Below are 22871 nucleotides of genomic sequence, written 5' to 3' on the forward strand. Positions count from 1 at the left end.
CGATGCTTGAAATCGAAATTGACGGTAAGAAACTGACGGTGCCGCAGGGCAGCACCGTGATGGAAGCCGCCCACTCCGTCGGTACCTATATTCCGCACTTCTGCTACCACAAGAAGCTGTCGATCGCGGCCAACTGCCGCATGTGCCTGGTGGAAGTGGAGAAGGCGCCGAAGCCGCTGCCGGCCTGTGCCACTCCGGTGACCGACGGCATGAAGGTGCACACGCATTCCGACATGGCGGTGAAGGCGCAGCAGGGCGTGATGGAATTCCTGCTGATCAACCACCCGCTCGACTGCCCGATCTGCGACCAGGGCGGTGAATGCCAGCTGCAGGACATCGCGGTCGGCTACGGCGGCGGCGGTTCGCGCTACCAGGAAGAGAAGCGCGTGGTGGTCGGCAAGGACATGGGTCCGCTGGTGTCGGCCGAAGAGATGTCGCGTTGCATCCACTGCACCCGCTGCGTGCGCTTCACCGAAGAGATCGGTGGCTTCCAGGAAATCGGCATGGGCAACCGTGGCGAGTTCTCGGAAATCATGCCGTTCCTCGGCAAGACCGTGGACTCGGAAATCTCCGGCAACGTGATCGACCTGTGCCCGGTCGGCGCGCTGACCTCCAAGCCGTTCCGTTACAGCGCCCGTCCGTGGGAGCTGTCGCGCCGCAAATCGGTGGCGCCGCACGACGGCCTCGGCTCCAACCTGATCGTTCAGGTCAAGGATCACGAAGTCAAGCGCGTGCTGCCGCTGGAAAACGAAGCGATCAACGAGTGCTGGATCTCGGACCGCGACCGCTTCTCGTACGAGGCGCTGAACTCGTCCGCGCGTCTGAAGACGCCGATGATCAAGTTCGACGGCAAGTGGCACGATACCGACTGGCAGACCGCGCTCGAGTACGTGGTCAAGGGCCTGAAGGGCGTGTCGGCCGACCACGGCAAGGACGCCATCGGCGTGTTGGCCGGTGCGCACTCGACCACCGAAGAGCTGTTCCTGCTGCAGAAGCTGGCGCGCGACTTCGGCGTGCACAACATCGACCACCGCCTGCGTCGCAGCGACTTCCGCGCCGACGCCGCCAAGCAGGGAGCCGAGTGGCTGGGTTCGAGCATTGCCGAGCTGGCCGCGGCCAAGTCGCTGCTGGTGATCGGTTCGACCTTGCGTAGCGAACAGCCGCTGCTGACCGCTCGCCTACGTCAGGCGGTGAAGAAGGGCGCCGAGCTCAACATTATCCACAGCGCCGACGACAATCTGCTGATCGACGTCAAGGCTAAGTTGATCGTTGCGCCGGGCGCGCTGGCCAACGCCGTCGCCCAGGTGCTGAAGGCCGTGGCCGAGATCAATGGTGGCGAGACCGCCATCGATCTGGTTACCGTCACCGTCTCCGACGCCGCCCGCGCCATTGCGCAGAGCCTCGCCAACGGCGAAACCGCCGCGCTGGTGCTCGGCGCGGCCGCCCAGCACAACCCGGCGTACGCCGACCTCACCGCGCTGGCGCAGGAAATCGCCCGTCTGACCGGCGCGAGCTTCGGCGTGTTGGCCGAAGCCGGCAATAGCGTTGGTGCCGAGTTGGTCGGCGTGCTGCCGAAGCGCGGCGTGTTCGGTGCCGCGGTGACCGCCGGCGTCGACGCCGCCGAGATGATCGCGACCCCGCGCAAGGCCTACGTGCTGTTCAACACCGAAGTCGAAGCCGACAGCTACGACGGCCAGGCGGCCGTCGCCGCGATGAAGCAGGCAGCCACCGTGATCGCGTTCACCGCGTTCAAGGGCGAAGGCCTGCTCGACTACGCCGACGTGTTGCTGCCGATCGCTCCGTTCACCGAGACCGCCGGCTCCTTCGTCAATATGGAAGGCAAGCTGCAGTCGTTCAACGGCGTGGTGCGTCCGCTGGGCGAGACCCGTCCTGGCTGGAAGGTGCTGCGCGTGCTGGGCAACCTGCTCGGCCTGGCCGGTTTCGAGTACACCTCGGTGGAAGAGATTCGTGGCGAGCTGACGGCCGCCGGCGACATCGCCGGCAAGCTGAACAACCAGCTGGCGAGCGTTTCGGCCAACGTGATCCCAGCCGACGGCGGTCTGATCCGCGTTGCCGACGTGCCGATGTTCCATGTCGATGCGATCACCCGTCGCGCCGAGTCGCTGCAGGCGACCCGCCACGCGGCCGCGCCGGAGGCTTCGGCCCACCCGGCGACGCTGCGCGAAGCGGGCGTTGCCGACGGTGACACGGTGGTGGTGAAGCAGGGCAGTGCCGAAGTGCGCGTGATTGCCCGTGCCGACGCCGGTCTGCCGCAGGGTGTCGTGCGTCTGGCGGCGGCCCATCCGGCCACCGTGGCGCTCGGCGGTCTGTTCGACCCGATTGAAATCAAGCGAGGGTAAGCGATGGAGTTGCTGCAAAACCTTCTGGGCCTCGAGGCTGGTCTGACCGTCTGGACCATGCTGAAAATCGTCGCCATCGTCGCCCCGCTGATGCTCGCGGTGGCCTACCTGACCCTGGCCGAACGCAAGGTGATCGGCTGGATCCAGCTGCGGATCGGCCCGAACCGGGTCGGCCCGATCGGCCTGTTGCAGCCGATCGCCGACGGCGTGAAGCTGTTGATGAAAGAGATCATCCTGCCGACGCAGTCGAACCGGAGCCTGTTCCTGATCGGCCCGGTGCTGTCGATCATGCCAGCGCTGGCGGCCTGGGCGGTGATCCCGTTCACCGACCACCTGGTGCTCGCCAACATCGACGCGTCGCTGCTGTTCATCATGGCCATCACCTCGATGGGCGTGTACGGCGTGATCGTGGCCGGCTGGGCGTCCAACTCGAAGTACGCCTTCCTCGGCGCGATGCGCTCGGCGGCCCAGATCGTGTCCTACGAGATCGCGATGGGCTGCGCCCTGGTCAGCGTGCTGATGGTGTCGGGCAGTCTGAACCTGGTGACTATCGTGCAACAGCAGGCGCACGGCATCGGCGGCGGTTCGCTGCTGTCGTGGAACTGGCTCCCGCTGTTCCCGATGTTCGTCGTTTACCTGATCTCGGGCGTGGCCGAAACCAACCGTGCCCCGTTCGACGTGGCCGAGGGTGAGTCGGAAATCGTGGCCGGCTTCCACGTGGAATACTCGGGCATGGCGTTCGCGGTGTTCTTCCTGGCCGAATACGCCAACATGATCCTGATCGCCGCAATGACCTCGATCATGTTCATGGGCGGCTGGCTGTCGCCGTTCCCGGCGTCGTGGGGTTTCCTCGGCGCTTCCGGCTTCGGCTGGTTGGCGTTGAAGATGGCGTTCGTGCTGTACTGCTTCCTGTGGTTCCGCGCAACCTTCCCGCGCTATCGCTACGACCAGATCATGCGTCTGGGTTGGAAAGTGTTCATCCCGGTGACGCTAGTGTGGCTGATCGTGCTCGGCGCGTGGATGATGAGCCCGCTGACGCTGTGGCATTGAACCGGGCCTGAGAGAAGAGCATCGATATGATCCGAAATTTTTTCAAAACCTTCCTGCTGGTGGAACTGGTGAAGGGCCTGGCGCTGACCGGCAAGCACATGTTCGCCCGCAAGATCACGGTGCAGTTCCCGGAAGAGAAGACGCCGCTGTCGCCGCGTTTCCGGGGCCTGCATGCGCAGCGCCGCTACGCCAACGGCGAAGAACGTTGCATCGCCTGTAAATTGTGCGAAGCGGTGTGCCCGGCGCTGGCGATCACCATCGAGTCGGAGCAGCGGGAAGACAACACCCGCCGCACCACCCGATACGACATCGACCTGACCAAGTGCATCTTCTGCGGCTTCTGCGAAGAGGCCTGCCCGGTCGACGCGATCGTCGAGACGCACATTTTCGAATACCACGGCGAAAAGCGTGGCGACCTGTACTACACCAAGCCGATGCTGCTGGCGATTGGTGATAAGTACGAGGCAGAAATCGCCGCCAACAAAGCGGCCGACGCCAAGTACCGCTAAGGGGAAGCCATGAACTTTCAAACTGTAGTGTTTTACGTGCTGTCGGCGATCCTGATCATCTCAGGTCTCCGCGTGATCACCGCCAAGAACCCGGTGCACGCCGCGCTGTTCCTGGTGCTGGCGTTCTTCACCAGCGCCGGTCTGTGGCTGCTGTTGCAGGCCGAGTTCCTGGCGATCACGCTGGTGCTGGTCTACGTCGGCGCGGTGATGGTGCTGTTCCTGTTCGTGGTGATGATGCTCGATATCAATTTCGAGCAGCTGCGTGTCGGTTTCTGGCGAAACCTGCCGCTGGCCGGCACGGTGGCGCTGATCATGGTCGGCGAAATGGCGCTGATCCTGATGAGTCCGGAAGCGAAGCTCGGCAGCTTCCAGGCGGCCGCGCCGCTGGCTGCCGACGCGAGCAACGTCAAGGAACTGGGGCGTCAGCTCTACACCACCTATCTGCTGCCGTTCGAGCTGGCGTCGGTAGTGCTGCTGGTCGGCATGGTCGCCGCGATCGCGCTGACCATGCGCAAGCGCAAGGACAACAAGTCTGTCGATCCGGGCCTCCAGGTGAAGGTGCGTCGCGAAGACCGCGTGCGCATCGTCAAGATGGATGCCGAGAAGAAGCCTGCCCAGCCGGAAACCGCTGACGCAGCCGAGCAACAGGCCTGATGGCCATAACAATTAGGGAGTAAATGTGCTGACGCTGACTCACTTCCTGGTGCTGGGCGCGATCCTGTTTGCCATTAGCGTGCTGGGCATCTTTCTGAACCGTAAGAACGTGATCGTGTTGTTGATGGCGATCGAACTGATGCTGCTCGCCGTGAACTTCAACTTCATCGCGTTCTCGCATTACCTGTCCGACACGGCAGGCCAGATCTTCGTGTTCTTCATCCTGACCGTGGCCGCCGCCGAATCGGCGATCGGCCTCGCGATCCTGGTGGTACTGTTCCGCAATCTGAACACCATCAACGTTGAAGACTTGGGCCGCCTGAAGGGTTAAGGCAACCGGATACCAAACTACAAAGCAAGAGAAGCATGGATATGATGAGCTTATACCTGCTGATTGCGCTCTCACCTCTGGTGGGGTCGATCATTGCAGGCTTGTTTGGATGGGCGATCGGTCGTCGCGCGGCACACGTCGTGACGATTCTTGGCGTGGCCGTTTCGGCTGCCCTGTCGCTCAAGGTGCTTCATGCCTTCCTTACCGGGCAGGCGGAAGTGTTCAACGCGCCGGTGTATACCTGGCTGACGGTGGGGGGCTACGAGTTCTCCGTCGGCTTCCTGGTAGATTCGCTGACCGCGATCATGCTGGTGGTGGTGACCAGCGTGTCGCTGATGGTGCATATCTACACCATCGGCTACATGCAGGATGACCCGGGTTACCAGCGTTTCTTCAGCTACATTTCGCTGTTTACCTTCTCGATGCTGATGCTGGTGATGAGCAACAACTTCATCCAGCTGTTCTTCGGGTGGGAAGCGGTGGGTCTGGTGTCGTATCTGTTGATCGGCTTCTGGTTCAAGCGGCCGACCGCGATCTTCGCCAACCTGAAGGCCTTCTTGGTCAACCGCGTCGGCGACTTCGGCTTCCTGTTGGGTATCGGCCTGGTGCTCGCGTACTTCGGCGGCTCGCTGAACTACAGCGATGTGTTCGCCGCCGCGCCGGCGCTGGCGAGCAAGACCATCCAGATCTTCCCGGGCGTCGACTGGTCGCTGTTGACCGTGACCTGCATCTTGCTGTTCGTCGGTGCGATGGGTAAGTCGGCGCAGTTCCCGCTGCACGTCTGGCTGCCGGACTCGATGGAAGGCCCGACCCCGATCTCGGCGCTGATCCACGCGGCGACGATGGTGACCGCCGGCATCTTCATGGTGTCGCGGATGAGCCCGCTGTTCGAGATGTCGGATACCGCGCTGAACGTGGTGCTGGTGGCCGGTGCGATCACCGCGCTGTTCATGGGCTTCCTCGGCGTGGTCCAGAACGACATCAAGCGCGTGGTCGCGTACTCGACGCTGTCGCAGCTCGGCTACATGACCGTGGCGCTCGGCGCGTCGGCCTACTCGGTGGCGATGTTCCACGTGATGACGCACGCCTTCTTCAAGGCGCTGCTGTTCCTCGCCGCCGGTTCGGTGATCATTGGCATGCACCATGATCAGGACATGCGCAATATGGGTGGTCTGCGCAAATACATGCCGATTACCTGGATCACTTCGCTGGTCGGTTCGCTGGCGCTGATCGGTACGCCGTTCTTCTCGGGTTTCTACTCGAAGGACTCGATCATCGAGGCGGTAGCGACCTCGCACCTGCCGGCCGCCGGTTTCGCCCACTATGCGCTGTTGGCCGGCGTGTTTGTGACCGCGTTCTACTCGTTCCGGCTGTACTTCATGGTGTTCCACGGCAAGGAGCGCTGGATGGAGAACCACGGTTCCCACCACGACCATCACGAAGACCACGATGACGAAGAGGTGACGGCCGACCACCACCATGGCCTCGGTCCGGACGACAAGCCGCACGAGAGCCCATGGGTGGTGACGCTGCCGCTGGTGTTGTTGGCGATCCCGTCGGTGCTGGTCGGTTACTTCGCGATCAAGCCTCTGATCTACGGCGACTTCTTCAAGGGCGTGATCCAGGTCGATGCCGCCCGCCATCCGGGTATGACCGAGTTGGCCGAAGAGTTCCACGGCCCGGTGGCGATGGCGATGCACTCGCTGACCAGTCTGCCGCTGTGGCTGGCGCTGGCCGGTGTGGTCACCGCCTGGGTGTTCTACATGAAGGCCCCGCAGATCCCGGCGAAGATCAAGTCGACCTTTGCCCCGGTCAACACCCTGCTCGAGAAGAAGTACTACTTCGACGAGATCTACTTCGCGGTGTTTGCCAAGGGCTCGCGTGCGCTGGGTACGCTGTTCTGGAAAGTCGGTGACATGCTGCTGATCGACGGCCTGATCGTGAACGGCACGGCCAAGCTGGTCGGCGCGTTCTCCGGCGTGGTGCGTCGCCTGCAGACCGGCTTCATCTACAGCTACGCCACTACCATGATCGTCGGGGTGCTTGCGCTGGTGACGATCTGGTTTGCCCAGCTCATCCTGCGTTGATGCACGGGCGCTAGGGATTAGAAAAATACAATAGGCTCAACCATGTTCGAGAATCTACTCAGTCTGGCGGTCTGGACACCCATCGTGGCGGGCATTCTGGTGCTCGCTACCGGTGGCGACCAGCGTGCCGCGCTGGCGCGCTGGATTGCGCTGGCCGGGGCGCTGGCCGGCCTGGCCGTTTCGCTGCCGCTTTACACCGGCTTCGACAACCTGAACGGTGGCATGCAGTTCGTCGAGATGAAGCCGTGGATCGACGCGCTGAACATCCACTACCACCTGGGCGTGGACGGCATCTCGATGCTGTTCATCCTCCTCAACAGCTTCACCACCCTGATGGTGGTGATGGCTGGCTGGCAGGTGATCGAGAAGCGCGTCGCGCAGTACATGGCCGCCTTCCTGATCATGTCGGGCCTGATCAACGGCGCGTTCGCCGCGCTCGATGCGATCCTGTTCTACGTGTTCTTCGAGGGCATGCTGATCCCGATGTACCTGATCATCGGTGTCTGGGGCGGCCCGCGCCGGGTGTACGCGTCGATCAAGTTCTTCCTGTACACGCTGCTCGGCTCGCTCTTGATGCTGGTGGCGTTCATCTACCTGTACTACCAGGCCGGCAAGAGCTTCGACATCCTGGCCTACCACGACCTGAAGATCGCGCTGTCGACGCAGATCCTGCTGTTCATCGCCTTCTTCCTGTCGTTCGCGGTGAAGGTGCCGATGTGGCCGGTGCACACCTGGCTGCCGGACGCGCACGTCGAAGCGCCGACCGGCGGTTCGATGGTGCTGGCGGCGATCACGCTGAAGATCGGTGCCTACGGCTTCCTGCGGTTCGCGCTGCCGATCCTGCCGGACGCGTCGCGCGAGCTGGCGCCGTTCATGATCGGCCTGTCGCTGATCGCGGTGGTGTACATCGGCCTGGTGGCGCTGGTGCAGACCGACATGAAGAAGCTGGTGGCGTACTCGTCGATCTCGCACATGGGCTTCGTGACGCTCGGCCTGTTCATGTTCACCGGCAATAACCTGAACCAGTGGGCCGTCGAAGGCGCGCTGGTGCAGATGATCTCGCACGGCTTCGTGTCGGCCGCAATGTTCTTCTGCATCGGTGTGATGTACGACCGGCTGCACAGCCGCAACATCGCCGACTACGGCGGTGTCGCCAACAAGATGCCGATCTTCGCGGCGTTCATGATGCTGTTCGCGATGGCCAACTCCGGCCTGCCGGCCACCTCCGGCTTCGTCGGCGAGTTCATGGTGATCATGGGCGCGGTACAGGTGAACTTCTGGTTCGCGTTCGCGGCGGCCACCACGCTGATCTTCGGCGCGGCGTACACGCTGTGGATGTACAAGCGGGTGATCTTCGGCGACGTGGCCAACGACCATGTGGCCGAGATGAAGGACGTGAACAAGCGCGAATTCCTGATCCTGGCCGTACTGGCGATCACGGTGCTCGGCATGGGCCTGTTCCCGCAGGCGTTCGTGGCCAAGATGCACCTGACGGTCAACGACCTGATCGCGCACGTCGCACAAAGCAAGCTCTAAGGAACACTCAATGAATTGGGCTGATCTCAACCTAATGCCGGCAGCATCTGAGCTTTTCTTGCTCGCGGCGGTGTCGCTGATCCTGATCGTCGACCTGTTCGTGTCGGACGCCAAGCGTGGCATCACCTACGGCCTGTCGCTGTTGACGCTGCTCGGCTGTGCCGCGGTGCAGCTGGCGACCTATACACCGTACCCGGTGTACACCTTCTCGAACATGTTCGTGGCCGACCCGATGGGCGCCATCGTCAAGCTGGCGATGTACGCCACCACCTTCGTGGTGCTGGTCTACACCCGCCAGTACGTGACCGACCGCGGCATCTTCAAGGGCGAATACTTCACCCTGTCGCTGTTCGCGCTGTTGGGCATGAACGTGATGGTGAGCGCGACCCACTTCCTGTCGCTGTACATCGGGCTGGAACTGCTGTCGCTGTCGCTGTACGCGCTGATCGCGATGCAACGTGACTCAATCCCGGCCACCGAAGCGGCGATGAAGTACTTCGTGCTCGGCGCGCTGGCCTCGGGCCTGTTGCTGTACGGCATGTCGATGATCTACGGCGCCACCGGCACGCTGTACCTGCAGGACGTCGCCAAGGCGATCGCCGGCGGTACGGCCAACCGGGTGCTGCTGGTGTTCGGCCTGGTGTTCATCGTGTCGGGCTTGGCGTTCAAGCTCGGTGCCGTGCCGTTTCACATGTGGGTGCCGGACGTGTACCAGGGTTCGTCGACTGCGCTGGCGTTGATGATCGGTGCCGCGCCGAAGCTGGCCGCCTTCGTGTTCGTGCTGCGCATCCTGGTGCAGGGCCTGGAGGCGCTGGTCGCCGACTGGCAGGGCATGCTGGTGATCATCGCCGTGCTGTCGATGGCGATCGGTAACATCACCGCGATCGCCCAGACCAACGTCAAGCGCCTGTTGGCGTACTCGACCATCTCGCACATGGGCTTCCTGCTCCTGGGCCTGATCGCCGGCACGCCGGAGGGCTACAGCGCGGCGCTGTTCTACACTGTCATCTACGTGCTGATGTCGCTGGTCGGCTTCGGCATCCTGCTCGCGCTGTCGCGCGCCGGCTTCGAGTGCGAGAAGCTGGAGGACCTGAGGGGCCTGAACCAGCGCAACAGCTGGTACGCTTTCCTGATGCTGCTGGCGATGTTCTCGATGGCGGGCATCCCGCCGCTGGTCGGCTTCTACGCCAAACTGGCGGTGATCAAGTCGGTGGTCGACATCGGTCTGATCTGGCTGGCGGTGGTCGCGGTGGTGATGTCGCTGATCGGCGCGTTCTACTACCTGCGGGTGGTCAAGTACATGTACTTCGACGACCAGCAGGACTCCACCCCGATCGTGGTGCGCGGCGATATGAAGCTGGTGCTGTCGATCAACGCCGTGGCGCTGTTGGTGCTGGGCGCGCTGCCGGAACGTCTGCTGGTGCTGTGTGTCGAAGCGATGAAGCAGTCGCTCACCGCCCTGTAAACCGCCCGCGACGGTGGTTCCTGACGGCGGCTGTGACCGGGTTCTCCCCGGCGCAGCCGCCGCTGTCATGAGGGCGATGCGTCGGCAAATAATCCGGACCTGGAAGAGGAAACTACGTGGAAGTCAGCGTCATCACCCTGTTGATCGTGGCCGTGCTGGCCGCCAACCTGCCGTTTGTCAGCAGCCGGCTGGCCGGCGTCAAGTCGCTCACGCACAAGCATTTCGGCTGGCAATTGCTCGAGCTGGTGGTGCTGTTCTTGCTGGTCGGCGGCCTCGCGCGGCTGCTCGAGGCGCGGCTCGGCCCGGTGCACTCGCAGAACTGGCAGTTCTACGTGACCACCTTCGCGCTGTTCCTGGTGTTCGCGTTTCCGGGCTTCGTGCTGCGTTACTTCTGGAAGCGTCCGCACAGCTGATCGGTGGACATGGGTTGGCCGAATAGAAAACCGCCAGGGCACGTGCCGCTGGCGGTTTTTTCATGCGGGGTCGGTCAGGCGGTGGTGTCGACGTACTGACCGAGATGGGCCGGGTTGTTGCGATTCATCTGTTCGGTGGTGGCCTGGACCAGCGAGCCGATGGTCTGCTCGGCCGCTTCGCGCTGCTTCTTGATCGCGAAGATTGCCGTCTGGTCGAGCACGTTGCCGCTCTGGGTGTTCAGTGCATTGATGTCCATGGTCCTCCCTTCAGCGTTATGTCATTGGTAACGCTTTATCGGTCAGCCCATCTGCATCTGCAGCGGCGGCCGACGGACGGTCGGCTTAGCGCCGCTAACAGAACTCCGCGAAGCGGCAGCGCTCGTCGTGCTGTCGCAGACAGTACAAGTAGTACGGCAAGGCAGCACAACAACGCCAAGGGGTTTTTGTTAGCGGCTCTTAGTAGAAGCGCGCCTCGCCCTCGGGCCGAGTCTTGAAGCGCTTGTGCAGCCAGAAGTACTGCTCCGGACATTCGCGGATGCGCTCCTCGAGGAAGGCGTTCATCCGCCGGGTGTCGGCGGCCACGTCGTCGGTAGGGAACTCGTCCCAGGCCGGGTAGAACTCGACCTCGAAGCGGTTGCCGACCCGCCGCGCGATCGCCGGCACCACCTTGGCATTGGCGAGCTTGCTGATCCGCGACAGGCCCGGAATCGTCGCCGCGTCGGTGTGGAAGAATTTCACGAACAGCGAATCGCGCGGGCCGAAGTCCTGGTCGGGCAGGTAGAGGAACGGCGTGTGGTCGGCGCGCATGGCCTTGATGATGCTGCGCAGGCTTTCCTGGCGCGACACGATCTTGACGTTGTTGTAGCGCTGGCGGCCCTTGTAGATCTGCTCGTCCATCGCCTGGTTCTTCTGATGCGAGTAGACGCTGACCAGTGGGACGTCCTGGTTGAGCCGGTAGCAACCCATCTCGAACGCGGTGAAGTGCGGGTAGAGGATGATCACGTCGTGGCCGGCGTCGCGCAGCTCGGTGACGTAGTGGAGGTTCTTCAGGTCGACCAGCCAGCGCAGCCGCTCGGCCGGGCTGTACCAGCACACGCCGTACTCGAGCAAGAGCCGGGTCATGTGCTGGAAGTTGGCGCGGACGATGCGCCGGTGCTCGGACACCGGCAGCTCCGGGAAACACAGCCGCATATTGGTCATGCCGACGTTGCGCCGCTCGCGCGCCAACAGGTAGGCGAGCTGGCTGATCGGCCAGGCGAGGGCGCGGATCGCGGCGATCGGCAGTAGGTGGATCAGCCAGAGGATGGCAAAGGCGAGTTTCATTCAGTGTTCCGCAGAAGCCGGCGGCGGTTCGACCCCGGCCGGGCATTTGAATCGGTTGTAGCTCCACAGGTACTGCTCGGGGAAGCGACGGATCAGCGCCTCGACCGCGCGGTTGAGCAGCGCGACGTCGGCGTCCTTGTCGCCGGTGAACGGCGCGGGCAGCGGCTCGATGTGCACCGCGAAGCCGGCGCCGTTGGCGAGGCGCTCGCCGGCGAACAGCAGCGTGGTGACGCCCTTCACCGTGCCTAGCCGCGGCACCAGCGTCATCGTGTACGCTGGCCGGCCGAAGAACGGCGCCCAGACGCCTTCGCCGTTGCCCGGCACCTGGTCGGGCAGGATGATGGTCGCCTCGCCCTGTTTCAACGCCTTCACCACGGTGCGCACGCCAGAAGCGTTGGCCGGGGCGGTCTTGCCCTTGCCGCGCACCCGTCCGGCGTTCATCACCGGTTCGAGCCAAGTGAGTTTCGGCGGGCGGTACATCGCGGTGAGCGGGAAGGGCAGGCGGTTGCTGACGTAGCGGCCGGCGATGTCGTAGCTGCCGACGTGTGGCGTGACGAACACGATGCCGTCGCCGCGCGCGAGCGCCGCCTCGACATGTTCCCAGCCGTCGCAACGCTTGACCAGCCGGTCGATTGCCTCCGGTTCGCGGCACCAGGCGATCGCCAGTTCCAGCGCACCCTTGCCGGTTTCATCGGCAACCTGTTTGACGAAACGAGTAAAGTCCTGATAGTTTCGGACGATTTTACTGGATGCCAGATTATCCTTCAGCCGCTGACGAAAGCGGGGGGAGGCATGATAGGTCAGCCGCCCGGCGACGGCGCCCAGACGTTGCAACAATGGCAGCGGCAGGTGGGCAAGCCAGGTCAGCAACAGCTGTACAAAGCGGGCCATTGAACGGTCACGTGGTCGAAAGCGGCTTATTTTATCATCTCATCAAGTGCGACACAGGCTTCACGCGGGAACATACAAGACAATGAGCGAATATCTGTTTACTTCCGAGTCGGTCTCGGAAGGCCACCCGGACAAAGTAGCAGACCAGATCTCGGACGCGATTCTGGACGCGATCTTTACCCAGGACCCGAAGGCGCGCGTCGCCGCCGAGACGCTGGTGAACACCGGCCTGGTGGTGCTGGCTGGTGAGATCACCACTACGGCCAACGTCGACTACATCAAGGTCGCGCGCGACACCATCAAGCGCATCGGCTACGACAGCTCGGATCTCGGCTTCGACTACCACGGCTGCGCGGTGCTGGTCGGCTACGACAAGCAGTCGCCGGACATCGCCCAGGGCGTTAACGAAGGCGAGGGCCTCGATCTCGACCAGGGCGCCGGCGACCAGGGCCTGATGTTCGGCTACGCTTGCGACGAAACCCCGACGCTGATGCCGTTCCCGATCTACTACGCGCACCGGCTGATGCAACGCCAGAGCGAACTGCGCAAGGACGGCCGCCTGCCGTGGCTGCGTCCGGACGCCAAGGCGCAGCTGACCGTCGTGTACGACAGCGAGACCGGTCTGCCCAAACGCATCGACACCGTGGTGCTGTCGACCCAGCACGCGCCGGAGATCGATCACCAGACGCTGACCGAGGCGGTGATCGAGGACATCATCAAGCCGGTGCTGCCGGCCGACATGATCACCCCGGAGACCAAGTTCCTGATCAACCCGACCGGTCGCTTCGTCATCGGCGGTCCGCAGGGCGACTGCGGCCTGACCGGCCGCAAGATCATCGTCGACACCTACGGCGGTGCCGCGCCGCACGGCGGTGGCGCGTTCTCGGGCAAGGACCCGACGAAGGTCGACCGCTCGGCCGCCTACGCCGGCCGCTACGTGGCGAAGAACATCGTCGCCGCCGGCTTGGCGCGCCAGTGCCAGATCCAGGTGTCGTACGCGATCGGTGTGGCCCAGCCGACCTCGATCTCGATCGATACCTTCGGCACCGGCAAGATCCCGAACGAGCAGATCGCCGAGCTGGTCGCCAAGCACTTCGACCTGCGCCCGAAAGGCATCGTGAAGATGCTCGACCTGCTGCGCCCGATCTACACCAAGACCGCCGCCTACGGCCATTTCGGCCGCGAAGAGCCGGAGTTCACCTGGGAGCGCACCGACAAGGCCGCCGTGCTGCGCGCCGACGCCGGTCTGTGATCCTTGTTTGAGCTTAAGAAAACGGGCCTGCTGGCCCGTTTTTTTCGTCTGTGCTTCGGCCAACGTTGGCCGAACCCGCCAGGAAGCCGTCCGTTGCTCGCGCTGACGTCGGCTCGCGCGGATCACCGGCGAGCGCCCGACGCTGTCGATATCCGGCCGGGATGCCGTATAATCGCCTCCGATTCCGGGGAGCGCTGCAAGGCCGTTAGGCCCCAGGCCCGGAAAGTCCAACGGCGCTCACCCAACCAACCCTTGCCGGATACCGGGGTGGCGGGTGAGCCGTCTCCTGATCCGGCCGCATCGTGGAGTAACGCTGTGGCTGACCAATTCACCGATTTTCACGTCGCCGACCTGGGCCTCGCCGCCTGGGGCCGCAAAGAGCTGGCGATCGCCGAGACTGAAATGCCGGGCCTGATGGCACTGCGCGCCGACTACGGCGACAGCAAGCCGCTCAAGGGCGCGCGCATCGCCGGTTCCCTGCACATGACCATCCAGACCGGCGTGCTGATCGAGACGCTGGTGGCGCTCGGCGCCGAGGTGCGCTGGGCCTCGTGCAATATCTTCTCGACCCAGGACCAGGCCGCCGCCGCGATCGCCGCCGCCAACATCCCGGTGTTCGCCTTCAAGGGCGAGTCGCTCGACGAATACTGGGAATTCTCGCACAAGATCTTCGAATGGCCGGAAGGTCAGCCGGCCAACATGATCCTCGACGACGGCGGCGACGCCACCCTGCTGCTGCTGCTGGGCAGCAAAGCCGAGAAGGATCGCTCGGTGATCGCCAAGCCGACCAACGAGGAAGAAGTGGCGCTGTACGCCGCGATCGCCCGCTACCTCGACAAGGACGCCAACTGGTACTCGAAGCGCCTGGCGCACATCCAGGGCGTGACCGAGGAGACCACTACCGGCGTGCACCGTCTGTACCAACTGCAGAAGGACGGCCTCTTGCCGTTCCCGGCGTTCAACGTCAACGACTCGGTGACCAAGTCCAAGTTCGACAACCTGTACGGCTGCCGCGAATCGCTGGTCGATGGCATCAAGCGCGCCACCGACGTGATGGTGGCCGGCAAGATCGCCGTGGTGCTCGGTTACGGTGACGTGGGCAAGGGCTGCGCGCAGTCGCTGCGCGGCCTGGGCGCCACCGTGTGGGTGACCGAGATCGACCCGATCTGCGCACTGCAGGCGGCGATGGAAGGCTACCGCGTAGTGACCATGGACGACGTCTGCAATCAGGGCGACATCTTCGTCACCACCACCGGCAACGTCGGCGTGATCACCCACGATCACATGGTCAAGATGCGCAACAACGCGATCGTCTGCAATATCGGCCACTTCGACAGCGAGATCGAGGTCGCGTCCTTGCGCCAGTACCAGTGGGACAACATCAAGCCGCAGGTCGACCACATCATCTTCCCGCCCAAGGATGGTCAACCGTCCAAGCGCATCATCCTGTTGGCCGAAGGCCGCCTGGTGAACCTGGGTTGCGCCACCGGCCACCCGTCGTTTGTGATGTCGAACAGCTTCACCAACCAGGTGCTGGCTCAGATCGAGATCTTCCAGCACGGCGACAAGTACGGCAAGGAGGTCTACGTGCTGCCGAAGCACTTGGACGAGAAGGTGGCCCGCCTGCACCTGGAGCGCATCGGCGCCAAGCTGACCGTGCTGTCCGACGCACAGGCCGCCTACATCAGCGTGCCGAAGGAAGGCCCTTATAAGCCGACGCACTACCGCTATTAATCGGCAGGTATAAAGCGAGACGGACAGGGCGGGGTAGAATGCCTTGTCCGTTTTTTTCGGCCAACGTTGGCCGAACGCAACTACAAGTGGAGAGAAGCACCGCGCCTTAGAGCCTGTTCAAAGTCTTTTTGCGGCTGCGGCCGGCTCCTGCCGGATGCAGCGCTAGGAGAGAGTCCCGCCGCAGTGTCATTCACTGCTAGGGACGAACGACAACGCGATGCGCCGACAGGAGCCGGCCCCGAAGGGCTGGCCCGGCAAACGGCCAGCTGCGTTGTTGGTCGGCTTGACCTTAGAACGGCTAAGGCCATCGCCGCCCGCCTAGCATCTGGCCGTTTGCCGGGCCAGCGCAGTCCGTAAAAAAACTTTGAACAGGCTCTTGGGACAGCGGTGCCGCCAGGGATCATGAGCGAGCAGAAAAAAACCTTTAGTTTCGAATTTTTCCCCCCGAAGACCCCGGAGGGCGTGGCCAAGCTGCGCACCACCCGCCAGCAGCTGGCGCAGTTCAATCCGGAGTTCTTCTCGGTGACCTTTGGCGCCGGCGGCACCACCCGCGACGGCACGCTGGCCGCGGTGCTGGAGATCCGCGGCGAAGGCCACGCAGCGGCACCGCACCTGTCGTGCATCGGCTCGACCCGCGAGAACATCCGCGAGATCCTGCAGGAATACCGCAACCACGGCATCCGCCACGTGGTCGCGTTGCGCGGCGACATCCCGTCCGGCATGGTCGGCATCGGCGAGCTGCGCTACGCCAACGAGCTGGTCGAGTTCATCCGCGCCGAGCACGGCGACTGGTTCCACGTCGAAGTGGCGGCCTACCCGGAATACCACCCGCAGGCGCGCTCGGCCGAGGATGACCTGAACAACTTCGTGCGCAAGGTGCAGGCCGGCGCCGATTCGGCGATCACCCAGTACTTCTACAATGCCGACGCCTACTTCCACTTCGTCGATGAAGTGCGCGCCCGCGGCGTCGACATCCCGATCGTGCCGGGGCTGATGCCGATCGCCGGCTTTACTCAGCTGGCGCGCTTCTCCGACGCCTGCGGCGCCGAGATCCCGCGCTGGCTGCGCCTGAAGCTGCAATCGTACGGCGACGACACCGCGTCGATCCGCGCGCTCGGCCTGGACGTGGTGACCGAGCTCGGCGACCGGCTGCTGAGCAACGGCGCACCGGGTCTGCACTTCTACACCTTGAATCAGGCGGGGCTGGTCTCCACCATCTGGCAACGTCTTGGTTTGTAACCGCTGTTCAGGAAGTGGCCGCTGTTGATCCACCTCGGCTTCCTGGTGTCGGCGGCGGCGATCGCCTACAGCCGACAGGCGGCTCACGTCGACCTTGCCGCACCAGCCGCACTAACGGTTTCCCACCTTGTCAAAGCAACAGGCCGCCCATTGGGCGGCCTGTTTTCGTTGGGCGGTCGCTTCGGCCAAGCTTGGCCAGCGCCCGACCGGCTGCGCGCGAGGCGTGCCGGTACGAGTAGGCGGGACTCAGCTCAACTGCATCTGCGACAGCGGCATCGCGGTGGTGCGCTTCAGTTCTTTCAGCACGAAGCTCGATTTCACGTCCTCGATGCCCGGGTGCTGTAGCAGCGCGTCCATCACGAAGCGTGAGAAGTGCTCCAGGTCTTCGAAGTACACCTGCAGCAGGTAATCCATCTCGCCGGTCATTGCGTAGCAGTTGATCACCTCGGGCCAGCTCTGCACCGCTTCGAGGAAGTGGGTGATCTGGCCCTGGCCACGCTTCTCCAGCGTGACGCGCACGAAGGCCTGCAGGCCGAGGCCGATCTTGCCCGGGTCGAGCAGCGCGACGTACTGGCGGATCACGCCGGACTCTTCCAGCTGTTTCAGGCGGCGCAGACAGGGCGACGGCGACAGTGCCACCCGTTCGGCCAACTCGACGTTGGTCAGGCGGCCGTTGAGTTGCAATTCGGCGAGGATCTTGAGGTCGGTTTTGTCCAGGATTAGGTTTGGCATGATTTCTCGGTTGTTCTCTCGATTATTGGCATTTTGTTTTTAGATTTAGCTATATTCTGGCAATGTTGCAAGGAAATTGCCGCGGCTCTCCCCTAGAATAAATTGCCTAAAACGACATTATTCTACACCTTGGCGACACCGCCTGATGGAGATTGTCGACAACAAAATGCGCAAAACGCATCGCTACGGAGGAGAAGGCGCCATGTACACGGCTGATCTGGCCATTGTGCGCGAGGATATGAAGCTGGCCGGCCTGCCGGACGAGCTCGACGTCCATCGCGTCGCCGTACCGCGTTACAGCGACGTCGAACACCACACCTGGCAGACGCTGATCGCCAACCAGGAAGCGGTGCTGCCGGGTCGGGCCTGTCAGGAGTTTTTGACCGGGCTCGACCTGATCGACTTCCCGCAAGACCACATCCCTGCACTGGCCGACATCGGCGACGCGATCGAGGCCTGTACCGGCTGGCAGCTGATCCGGGTCGACGGCATCGTGCCGGACAAGGAATTCTTCTGGCTGCTGTCGCAGCGACTGTTTCCGTCCACCGACTTCATCCGCAAGCCCGAGGAGATCGGCTACACCCCGGCGCCGGACATGTTCCACGACCTGCTCGGCCACGCCCCGCTGTTGACCAACCCGCGCTTCACTGCCTTCTTCGAACGCTTCGGCCGCGCCGGCGTGCGCGCCTTCGAGCTGAACCACCAGGCCACCACCTGGCTGCCGCGCCTCTACTGGTTCACCGTCGAGTTCGGCCTGATCCGCAATCCGGAGGGGCTGCGCATCTACGGCGCCGGCATCATGTCCTCGCCGAAGGAAGTGCTGTACAGCCTGTCTGGCGCCACCGAGAAGCGCCCGTTCGATCTCGCCACCGTGATCGCCACCCCATACGACATCTGGCACATGCAGGACACCCTGTACGTGATCGACAGCTTCGATGCGCTCGAGGCCGACTTCGCGCGCTGGACCGAGCAGCAGGGCCTCGCCTGATTCCCCTTTCGGCCAAGCCGGGCGCAAGACCCGGCTGGTGTTTACCCAGGAGAACTCGATGAAAATGGAAGCGCAGACCTACAATCCGCTCGCTACCGACGGCTTCGAATTCGTCGAATACACCGCGCCGACCGAGCAGGGTCTGGCCGATCTGAAACAGCTGTTCCGCTCGCTCGGCTTCACCGAAGTGGCGCGCCACCGCCACAAGAACGTCAGCCTGTTCCGCCAGGGCGACATCAACTTCATCGTCAACGGCGAGCGCCGTGAGCCGTTCGCGAGCTTCGGCCAGACGCACGGCCCGTCGGCGTGCGCGATGGCCTGGCGGGTGAAGGACGCGGCGCAGGCCTACGAGTACGCGCTGGCGCACGGCGCCAAGCCGTACGGCCGGCTGGTCGGCGCGATGGAGCTGAACATCCCGGCGGTGGAAGGCATCGGCGGCTCGGCGCTGTACTTCGTCGACCGCTACGGCGACCAGACCATCTACGACGTCGACTTTGTGCCGATCGCAGGCGCCGACCAGCACCCGGCTGGTGTCGGACTGACCGAGGTCGACCACCTGACGCACAACGTCGAACGCGGCCATATGGCCACCTGGGCCGGCTTCTACGAGGACATCGCCAACTTCCGCGAGATCCGCTACTTCGACATCGAAGGCAAGCTGACCGGTCTGGTGTCGAAGGCGATGACCAGTCCGTGCGGCAAGATCCGTATCCCGATCAACGAGTCGTCCGACGACAAGAGCCAGATCGAGGAATTCCTGCGCCAGTACCACGGCGAGGGCATCCAGCATATCGCGCTCGGTACGGACGACATCTACCATACGGTGGAGACCTTGCGCGCGAGCGGCGTGCGCTTCCTCGACACGCCGGACACCTATTACGACAAGACCGACGCGCGCGTGCCGGGCCACGGCGAAGACCTTGCGCGGCTGCGCCGCAATCGCATCCTGATCGACGGCGCGCCGATGGACGGCGCCGGCATCCTGCTGCAGATCTTCACCGAGACGGTGATCGGGCCGATCTTCTTCGAGATCATCCAGCGCAAGGGCAATGAGGGCTTCGGCGAAGGCAACTTCAAGGCCTTGTTCGAGTCGATCGAGGAAGACCAGATCCGCCGCGGCGTGCTGAAGGCCGATTGATAGACCGCCCCTGCGGGGGGCCTGTTCATCCCGCCTGTTCGGCCAACCTTGGAAGGTTGGCCGAAGGCATAGTTAGGGGACTGCCATGCGCAAGTGGATTTCCTACCCGCACAAGGCCGGCACCGTGTCGCGCCAGGCGCACGCCGATCTGCCAGAGGCCGCGCGCTACGAGCGCGAAGTCGGCCGCAGCGGCTTCTACGGCCCGGCCAGCCACCTGCACCACCAACACCCGCCGACCGGCTGGAGCGACTGGCAGGGGCCGCTGCGCCCGCGCGCCTACGACCTCAACGACATGCCCAAGTCCGGCGCGATGCCGTTCGACGCGGCGACAGTCTTGCACAACGCGCACTGCCAGTTCCGCATCTGGAGCGTCGATGCGGCGATGCCGGCTCTGTTCCGCAACGCCGACGGCGATGACCTGCTGTTCATCCACGCTGGCGCCGGCGAGTTCTACTGCGACTACGGCCACCTGAGCTTCCGCGACGGCGATTACCTGCTGATCCCGCGCGGGACGATGTGGCGGATCGAGCCGAGCGATCCGGTCACGATGCTGCTGATCGAAGCGACCAATGGCGCCTACCAGCTGCCGGACAAGGGCCTGGTCGGCCCGCACGCGATCTTCGACGAGGCGATGCTCGACGTGCCGGACATCGACGACGCGTTCCGCGCCCAGTACAGCGAGACCGAGACGCGGGTGGTGATCAAGCGCCGCGGCGAATTGTCGACGATGACCTTCCCGTTCAACCCGCTCGACGCGATCGGCTGGCACGGCAACCTGGCGGTGTGCCGGATCAACTGGCGCGACATCCGGCCCTTGATGTCGCACCGCTACCACCTGCCGCCGTCGGCGCACAGCACCTTCGTCGCCGAGCGCTTCGTCGTGTGCACCTTCGTGCCGCGGCCGGTCGAATCCGACCCGGGCGCGCTGAAGGTGCCGTTCTATCACAGCAACGACGACTACGATGAAGTGATCTTCTACCATGCCGGCGACTTCTTCAGCCGCGACAACATCAAGCCCGGCATGCTCACCTTCCACCCCTGCGGCTTCGCGCACGGCCCGCACCCGGGGGCTTACGCCAAGTCGCTGGCGGCACCGAAGACCTTCACCGACGAGGTGGCGGTGATGATCGACGCGCGCGACGCGCTCGATCCGGGCGAGAGAATGGCGGCGGTGGAGTGGGGCGGCTATGTAGATAGCTGGAAGCCGAAGAAGTAATTTTTATCGACCACGGAATCCACGGAAAACGAGCCGTAGGCGAAGTTTCTGTGGATTCCGTGGCAAAAAAACAAGGACCGCTATGAAACTTGCAACCTACAAGAACGGCACCCGCGACGGCGAACTGCACGTGGTCAGCCGCGACCTGACCCGCTGCGTGACGGTGCCGGACATCGCCCGCACCCTGCAGGGCGCGCTCGACACCTGGCTGGAGGCCGCGCCGCGGCTGCAAGCTATCTACGCGCAGCTCAATACCGGCCACGTGTCGGGCGAGCTGACCTTCGATCCCGCCCGCTGCCACTCGCCCCTGCCGCGCGCCTACCAGTGGGCCGACGGCAGCGCCTACCTCACCCACGTCGAACTGGTGCGCAAGGCACGTGGCGCCGAGGTGCCGGCCAGCTTCTACACCGACCCCTTGATGTACCAGGGCGGCTCGGACGCCTTCCTCGCGCCGACCGCGCCGATTCCGCTGCGCGACCCGGCCTGGGGCCTGGACTTCGAGGGCGAGGTCGGGGTGATCACCGGCGACGTGGCGCTCGGCGCCACGCCCGAGCAGTGCGCGCAGGCGATTAGGCTGGTGTTGCTGGTCAACGACGTGACGCTGCGCAACCTGATCCCGAACGAACTCGCCAAGGGTTTCGGCTTCTTCCAGAGCAAGCCGGCCACCAGCTTCTCGCCGGTGGCGGTGACGCCGGACGTGCTCGGCGACGCCTGGCAGGGCGGCAAACTGCACCTGCCGCTGTTGGTCGACTACAACGGCCAGCGCTTCGGCCAACCGAACGCCGGCGTCGAGATGCAGTTCTCGTTCCCGCAGCTGGTCGCGCACGTGGCCAAGACCCGCGAGCTCGCCGCCGGCAGCATCGTCGGCTCGGGCACGGTATCGAACAGCGACCGCACGGTCGGCTCCTGCTGCCTCGCCGAGCTGCGGATGATCGAGACGATCGAGCAGGGTGCACCGACCACGCCGTTCATGAAGGTCGGCGATACGGTGAGGATCGAGATGCGCGACGCCGCCGGCGCGTCGATCTTCGGCGCGATCGAACAGAAGGTGGTCGGCCATGAGTAACGCGCTGCACGAGCTGCCGTCCGGCCGCGACCACGAGCACGCCCCGGGCCGGGTACTGTACGGCTACTGGCGCTCGACCGCCGCGTACCGGGTACGGATCGCCTTGCACCACAAGGGGCTGGCGTTCGAGAACCGCCCGGTCAGCCTGCTCAAGGACGAGCAGCATGCCGCCGACTACAAGGCGCTCAACCCGCAGGGGCTGGTGCCGGTGCTGGTCGACAACGGCGTGCGGCTGACCCAGTCGCTGGCGATCTGCGAGTACCTCGACGACGCCTATTGGGACACGCCGCGGCTGTTGCCGGCCGAACCGTTGGCGCGGGCCCGGAGTCGGGCGCTGGCGCAGCTGATCGCCTGCGACACCCATCCGCTCGGCAATCTGCGGGTGCTGCGCTATCTTGCCGCCGAGTTCGGCGCCGACGACGCCGCCAAGCAGCGCTGGATCGGTCGCTGGGTCGGCGAGGGGCTGGCGGCGTTCGAAACGCTGCTCGCCGAGACCGCCGGCCACTACGCGGTCGGCGACGCGGTGAGCCTCGCCGACGTGTGTCTGGTGCCACAACTCTATAGCGCGCGCCGCTTCAACGTACCGCTCGACGCCTACCCGCGCGTGACGGCGTTGGCCGAACGGCTCGAGGCCTTGCCGGCGTTCCAGCTGGCGCATCCGGAGCAGCAGCCCGACGCGAGTTGATGGGCCAGCCCGAAAGATCGGAAATCCCGGCGAAACAGCCGGGATTTTTTTCGGAAAACCCTTGACGGAAAATCGGCCTATTTGGTTTAATGCACCCCTCGATGACGCGACAGCGTTGTCAGGTGTGGCCAATTAGCTCAGTTGGTAGAGCAACGGATTGAAAATCCGTGTGTCCTTGGTTCGATTCCGAGATTGGCCACCA

General features: G+C 64.0%; 21 protein-coding genes, 1 tRNA gene and 1 riboswitch. Of the genes, 18 read left to right on the forward strand and 4 right to left on the reverse strand.

All coding sequences use genetic code 11. From position 1 onward, the window contains the following. The first annotated feature begins 2 nt into the window (after positions 1–2). From nuoG to ACZ2IA_RS17090, 9 genes are all read left to right on the forward strand, one after another. Entirely contained in the window at positions 3–2360 is a 2358-nt protein-coding gene (nuoG, locus tag ACZ2IA_RS17050; protein WP_470293788.1) for an NADH-quinone oxidoreductase subunit NuoG, read from the forward strand. Between the two features lie 3 nt (positions 2361–2363). Next, a complete protein-coding gene (nuoH, locus tag ACZ2IA_RS17055; protein ID WP_470293789.1) occupies positions 2364–3410 on the forward strand; it encodes an NADH-quinone oxidoreductase subunit NuoH in 1047 nt (348 codons plus the stop codon). Positions 3411–3439: 29 nt separating this feature from the next. Further along, entirely contained in the window at positions 3440–3919 is a 480-nt protein-coding gene (gene nuoI, locus ACZ2IA_RS17060; protein ID WP_470293808.1) for an NADH-quinone oxidoreductase subunit NuoI, read from the forward strand. 9 nt (positions 3920–3928) lie between these two features. After that, entirely contained in the window at positions 3929–4573 is a 645-nt protein-coding gene (locus ACZ2IA_RS17065; RefSeq protein ID WP_470293790.1) for an NADH-quinone oxidoreductase subunit J, read from the forward strand. A 25-nt stretch (positions 4574–4598) separates the two neighbouring features. Further along, entirely contained in the window at positions 4599–4904 is a 306-nt protein-coding gene (gene nuoK, locus ACZ2IA_RS17070) for an NADH-quinone oxidoreductase subunit NuoK (protein ID WP_289830595.1), read from the forward strand. A 35-nt stretch (positions 4905–4939) separates the two neighbouring features. Further along, the gene (nuoL, locus tag ACZ2IA_RS17075) at positions 4940–6991 is read left to right on the forward strand and encodes an NADH-quinone oxidoreductase subunit L (protein ID WP_470293791.1); all 2052 of its coding nucleotides are present in this window, start codon (positions 4940–4942) and stop codon (positions 6989–6991) included. Positions 6992–7033: 42 nt separating this feature from the next. Continuing rightward, positions 7034–8527, forward strand: coding sequence for an NADH-quinone oxidoreductase subunit M (locus ACZ2IA_RS17080; RefSeq protein ID WP_470293792.1), 1494 nt, complete (start codon positions 7034–7036; stop codon positions 8525–8527). 10 nt (positions 8528–8537) lie between these two features. Continuing rightward, on the forward strand, positions 8538–9992 hold the full coding sequence (nuoN, locus tag ACZ2IA_RS17085) for an NADH-quinone oxidoreductase subunit NuoN (protein ID WP_470293793.1): 1455 nt from the start codon (positions 8538–8540) through the stop codon (positions 9990–9992). Positions 9993–10108: 116 nt separating this feature from the next. Beyond that, positions 10109–10405: a DUF2818 family protein gene (locus ACZ2IA_RS17090; protein ID WP_470293794.1), complete on the forward strand. Its 297-nt coding sequence runs from the start codon at positions 10109–10111 to the stop codon at positions 10403–10405. Positions 10406–10479: 74 nt separating this feature from the next. Here the strand turns inward: ACZ2IA_RS17090 and ACZ2IA_RS17095 are convergent, their stop codons facing one another. From ACZ2IA_RS17095 to ACZ2IA_RS17105, 3 genes are all read right to left on the reverse strand, one after another. Continuing rightward, entirely contained in the window at positions 10480–10662 is a 183-nt protein-coding gene (locus ACZ2IA_RS17095; protein ID WP_470293795.1) for a hypothetical protein, read from the reverse strand. A 199-nt stretch (positions 10663–10861) separates the two neighbouring features. Then, positions 10862–11728 carry a lipid A biosynthesis lauroyl acyltransferase gene (locus tag ACZ2IA_RS17100; protein WP_470293796.1) on the reverse strand — a complete coding sequence of 289 codons (867 nt, stop codon included), beginning with the start codon at positions 11726–11728 and terminating at the stop codon, positions 10862–10864. After that, complete coding sequence (locus ACZ2IA_RS17105; protein ID WP_470293797.1) at positions 11729–12619, reverse strand: lysophospholipid acyltransferase family protein; 891 nt, start codon at positions 12617–12619, stop codon at positions 11729–11731. Positions 12620–12701: 82 nt separating this feature from the next. On the opposite strand from ACZ2IA_RS17105, the gene metK reads away from it, so the two are divergent. From metK to metF, 3 genes are all read left to right on the forward strand, one after another. After that, entirely contained in the window at positions 12702–13871 is a 1170-nt protein-coding gene (gene metK / locus ACZ2IA_RS17110) for a methionine adenosyltransferase (protein ID WP_470293798.1), read from the forward strand. Positions 13872–14051: 180 nt separating this feature from the next. Then, positions 14052–14117: riboswitch (S-adenosyl-L-homocysteine riboswitch) on the forward strand. 69 nt (positions 14118–14186) lie between these two features. Next, entirely contained in the window at positions 14187–15605 is a 1419-nt protein-coding gene (ahcY, locus tag ACZ2IA_RS17115; RefSeq protein ID WP_470293799.1) for an adenosylhomocysteinase, read from the forward strand. A 402-nt stretch (positions 15606–16007) separates the two neighbouring features. Beyond that, on the forward strand, positions 16008–16844 hold the full coding sequence (gene metF / locus ACZ2IA_RS17120; protein ID WP_470293800.1) for a methylenetetrahydrofolate reductase [NAD(P)H]: 837 nt from the start codon (positions 16008–16010) through the stop codon (positions 16842–16844). 246 nt (positions 16845–17090) lie between these two features. On the opposite strand, the gene ACZ2IA_RS17125 is transcribed toward metF, so the two are convergent. Further along, on the reverse strand, positions 17091–17576 hold the full coding sequence (locus tag ACZ2IA_RS17125; protein ID WP_470293801.1) for an Lrp/AsnC family transcriptional regulator: 486 nt from the start codon (positions 17574–17576) through the stop codon (positions 17091–17093). Positions 17577–17778: 202 nt separating this feature from the next. Here ACZ2IA_RS17125 and ACZ2IA_RS17130 point away from each other — a divergent pair, with 202 nt between their 5' ends. The 6 genes from ACZ2IA_RS17130 to ACZ2IA_RS17155 all read left to right on the forward strand — a co-directional run bounded on the left by ACZ2IA_RS17130 (position 17779) and on the right by ACZ2IA_RS17155 (position 22871). Further along, positions 17779–18564, forward strand: a complete 786-nt coding sequence (locus tag ACZ2IA_RS17130; protein WP_470293802.1) for a phenylalanine 4-monooxygenase — start codon at positions 17779–17781, stop codon at positions 18562–18564. A 58-nt stretch (positions 18565–18622) separates the two neighbouring features. After that, the gene (gene hppD / locus ACZ2IA_RS17135) at positions 18623–19702 is read left to right on the forward strand and encodes a 4-hydroxyphenylpyruvate dioxygenase (protein ID WP_470293803.1); all 1080 of its coding nucleotides are present in this window, start codon (positions 18623–18625) and stop codon (positions 19700–19702) included. A gap of 85 nt (positions 19703–19787) precedes the next feature. Continuing rightward, the gene (locus ACZ2IA_RS17140; protein ID WP_470293804.1) at positions 19788–20918 is read left to right on the forward strand and encodes a homogentisate 1,2-dioxygenase; all 1131 of its coding nucleotides are present in this window, start codon (positions 19788–19790) and stop codon (positions 20916–20918) included. Between the two features lie 82 nt (positions 20919–21000). Beyond that, entirely contained in the window at positions 21001–21984 is a 984-nt protein-coding gene (locus ACZ2IA_RS17145; RefSeq protein ID WP_470293805.1) for a fumarylacetoacetate hydrolase family protein, read from the forward strand. Then, positions 21977–22669, forward strand: coding sequence for a maleylacetoacetate isomerase (gene maiA, locus ACZ2IA_RS17150; RefSeq protein WP_470293806.1), 693 nt, complete (start codon positions 21977–21979; stop codon positions 22667–22669). The genes ACZ2IA_RS17145 and maiA overlap by 8 nt, the downstream gene beginning before the upstream one ends. 126 nt (positions 22670–22795) lie before the next feature. Beyond that, positions 22796–22871: transfer RNA gene (locus tag ACZ2IA_RS17155), tRNA-Phe, on the forward strand.

The sequence above is a fragment of the Crenobacter sp. CS_VA4 genome (assembly GCF_055597485.1).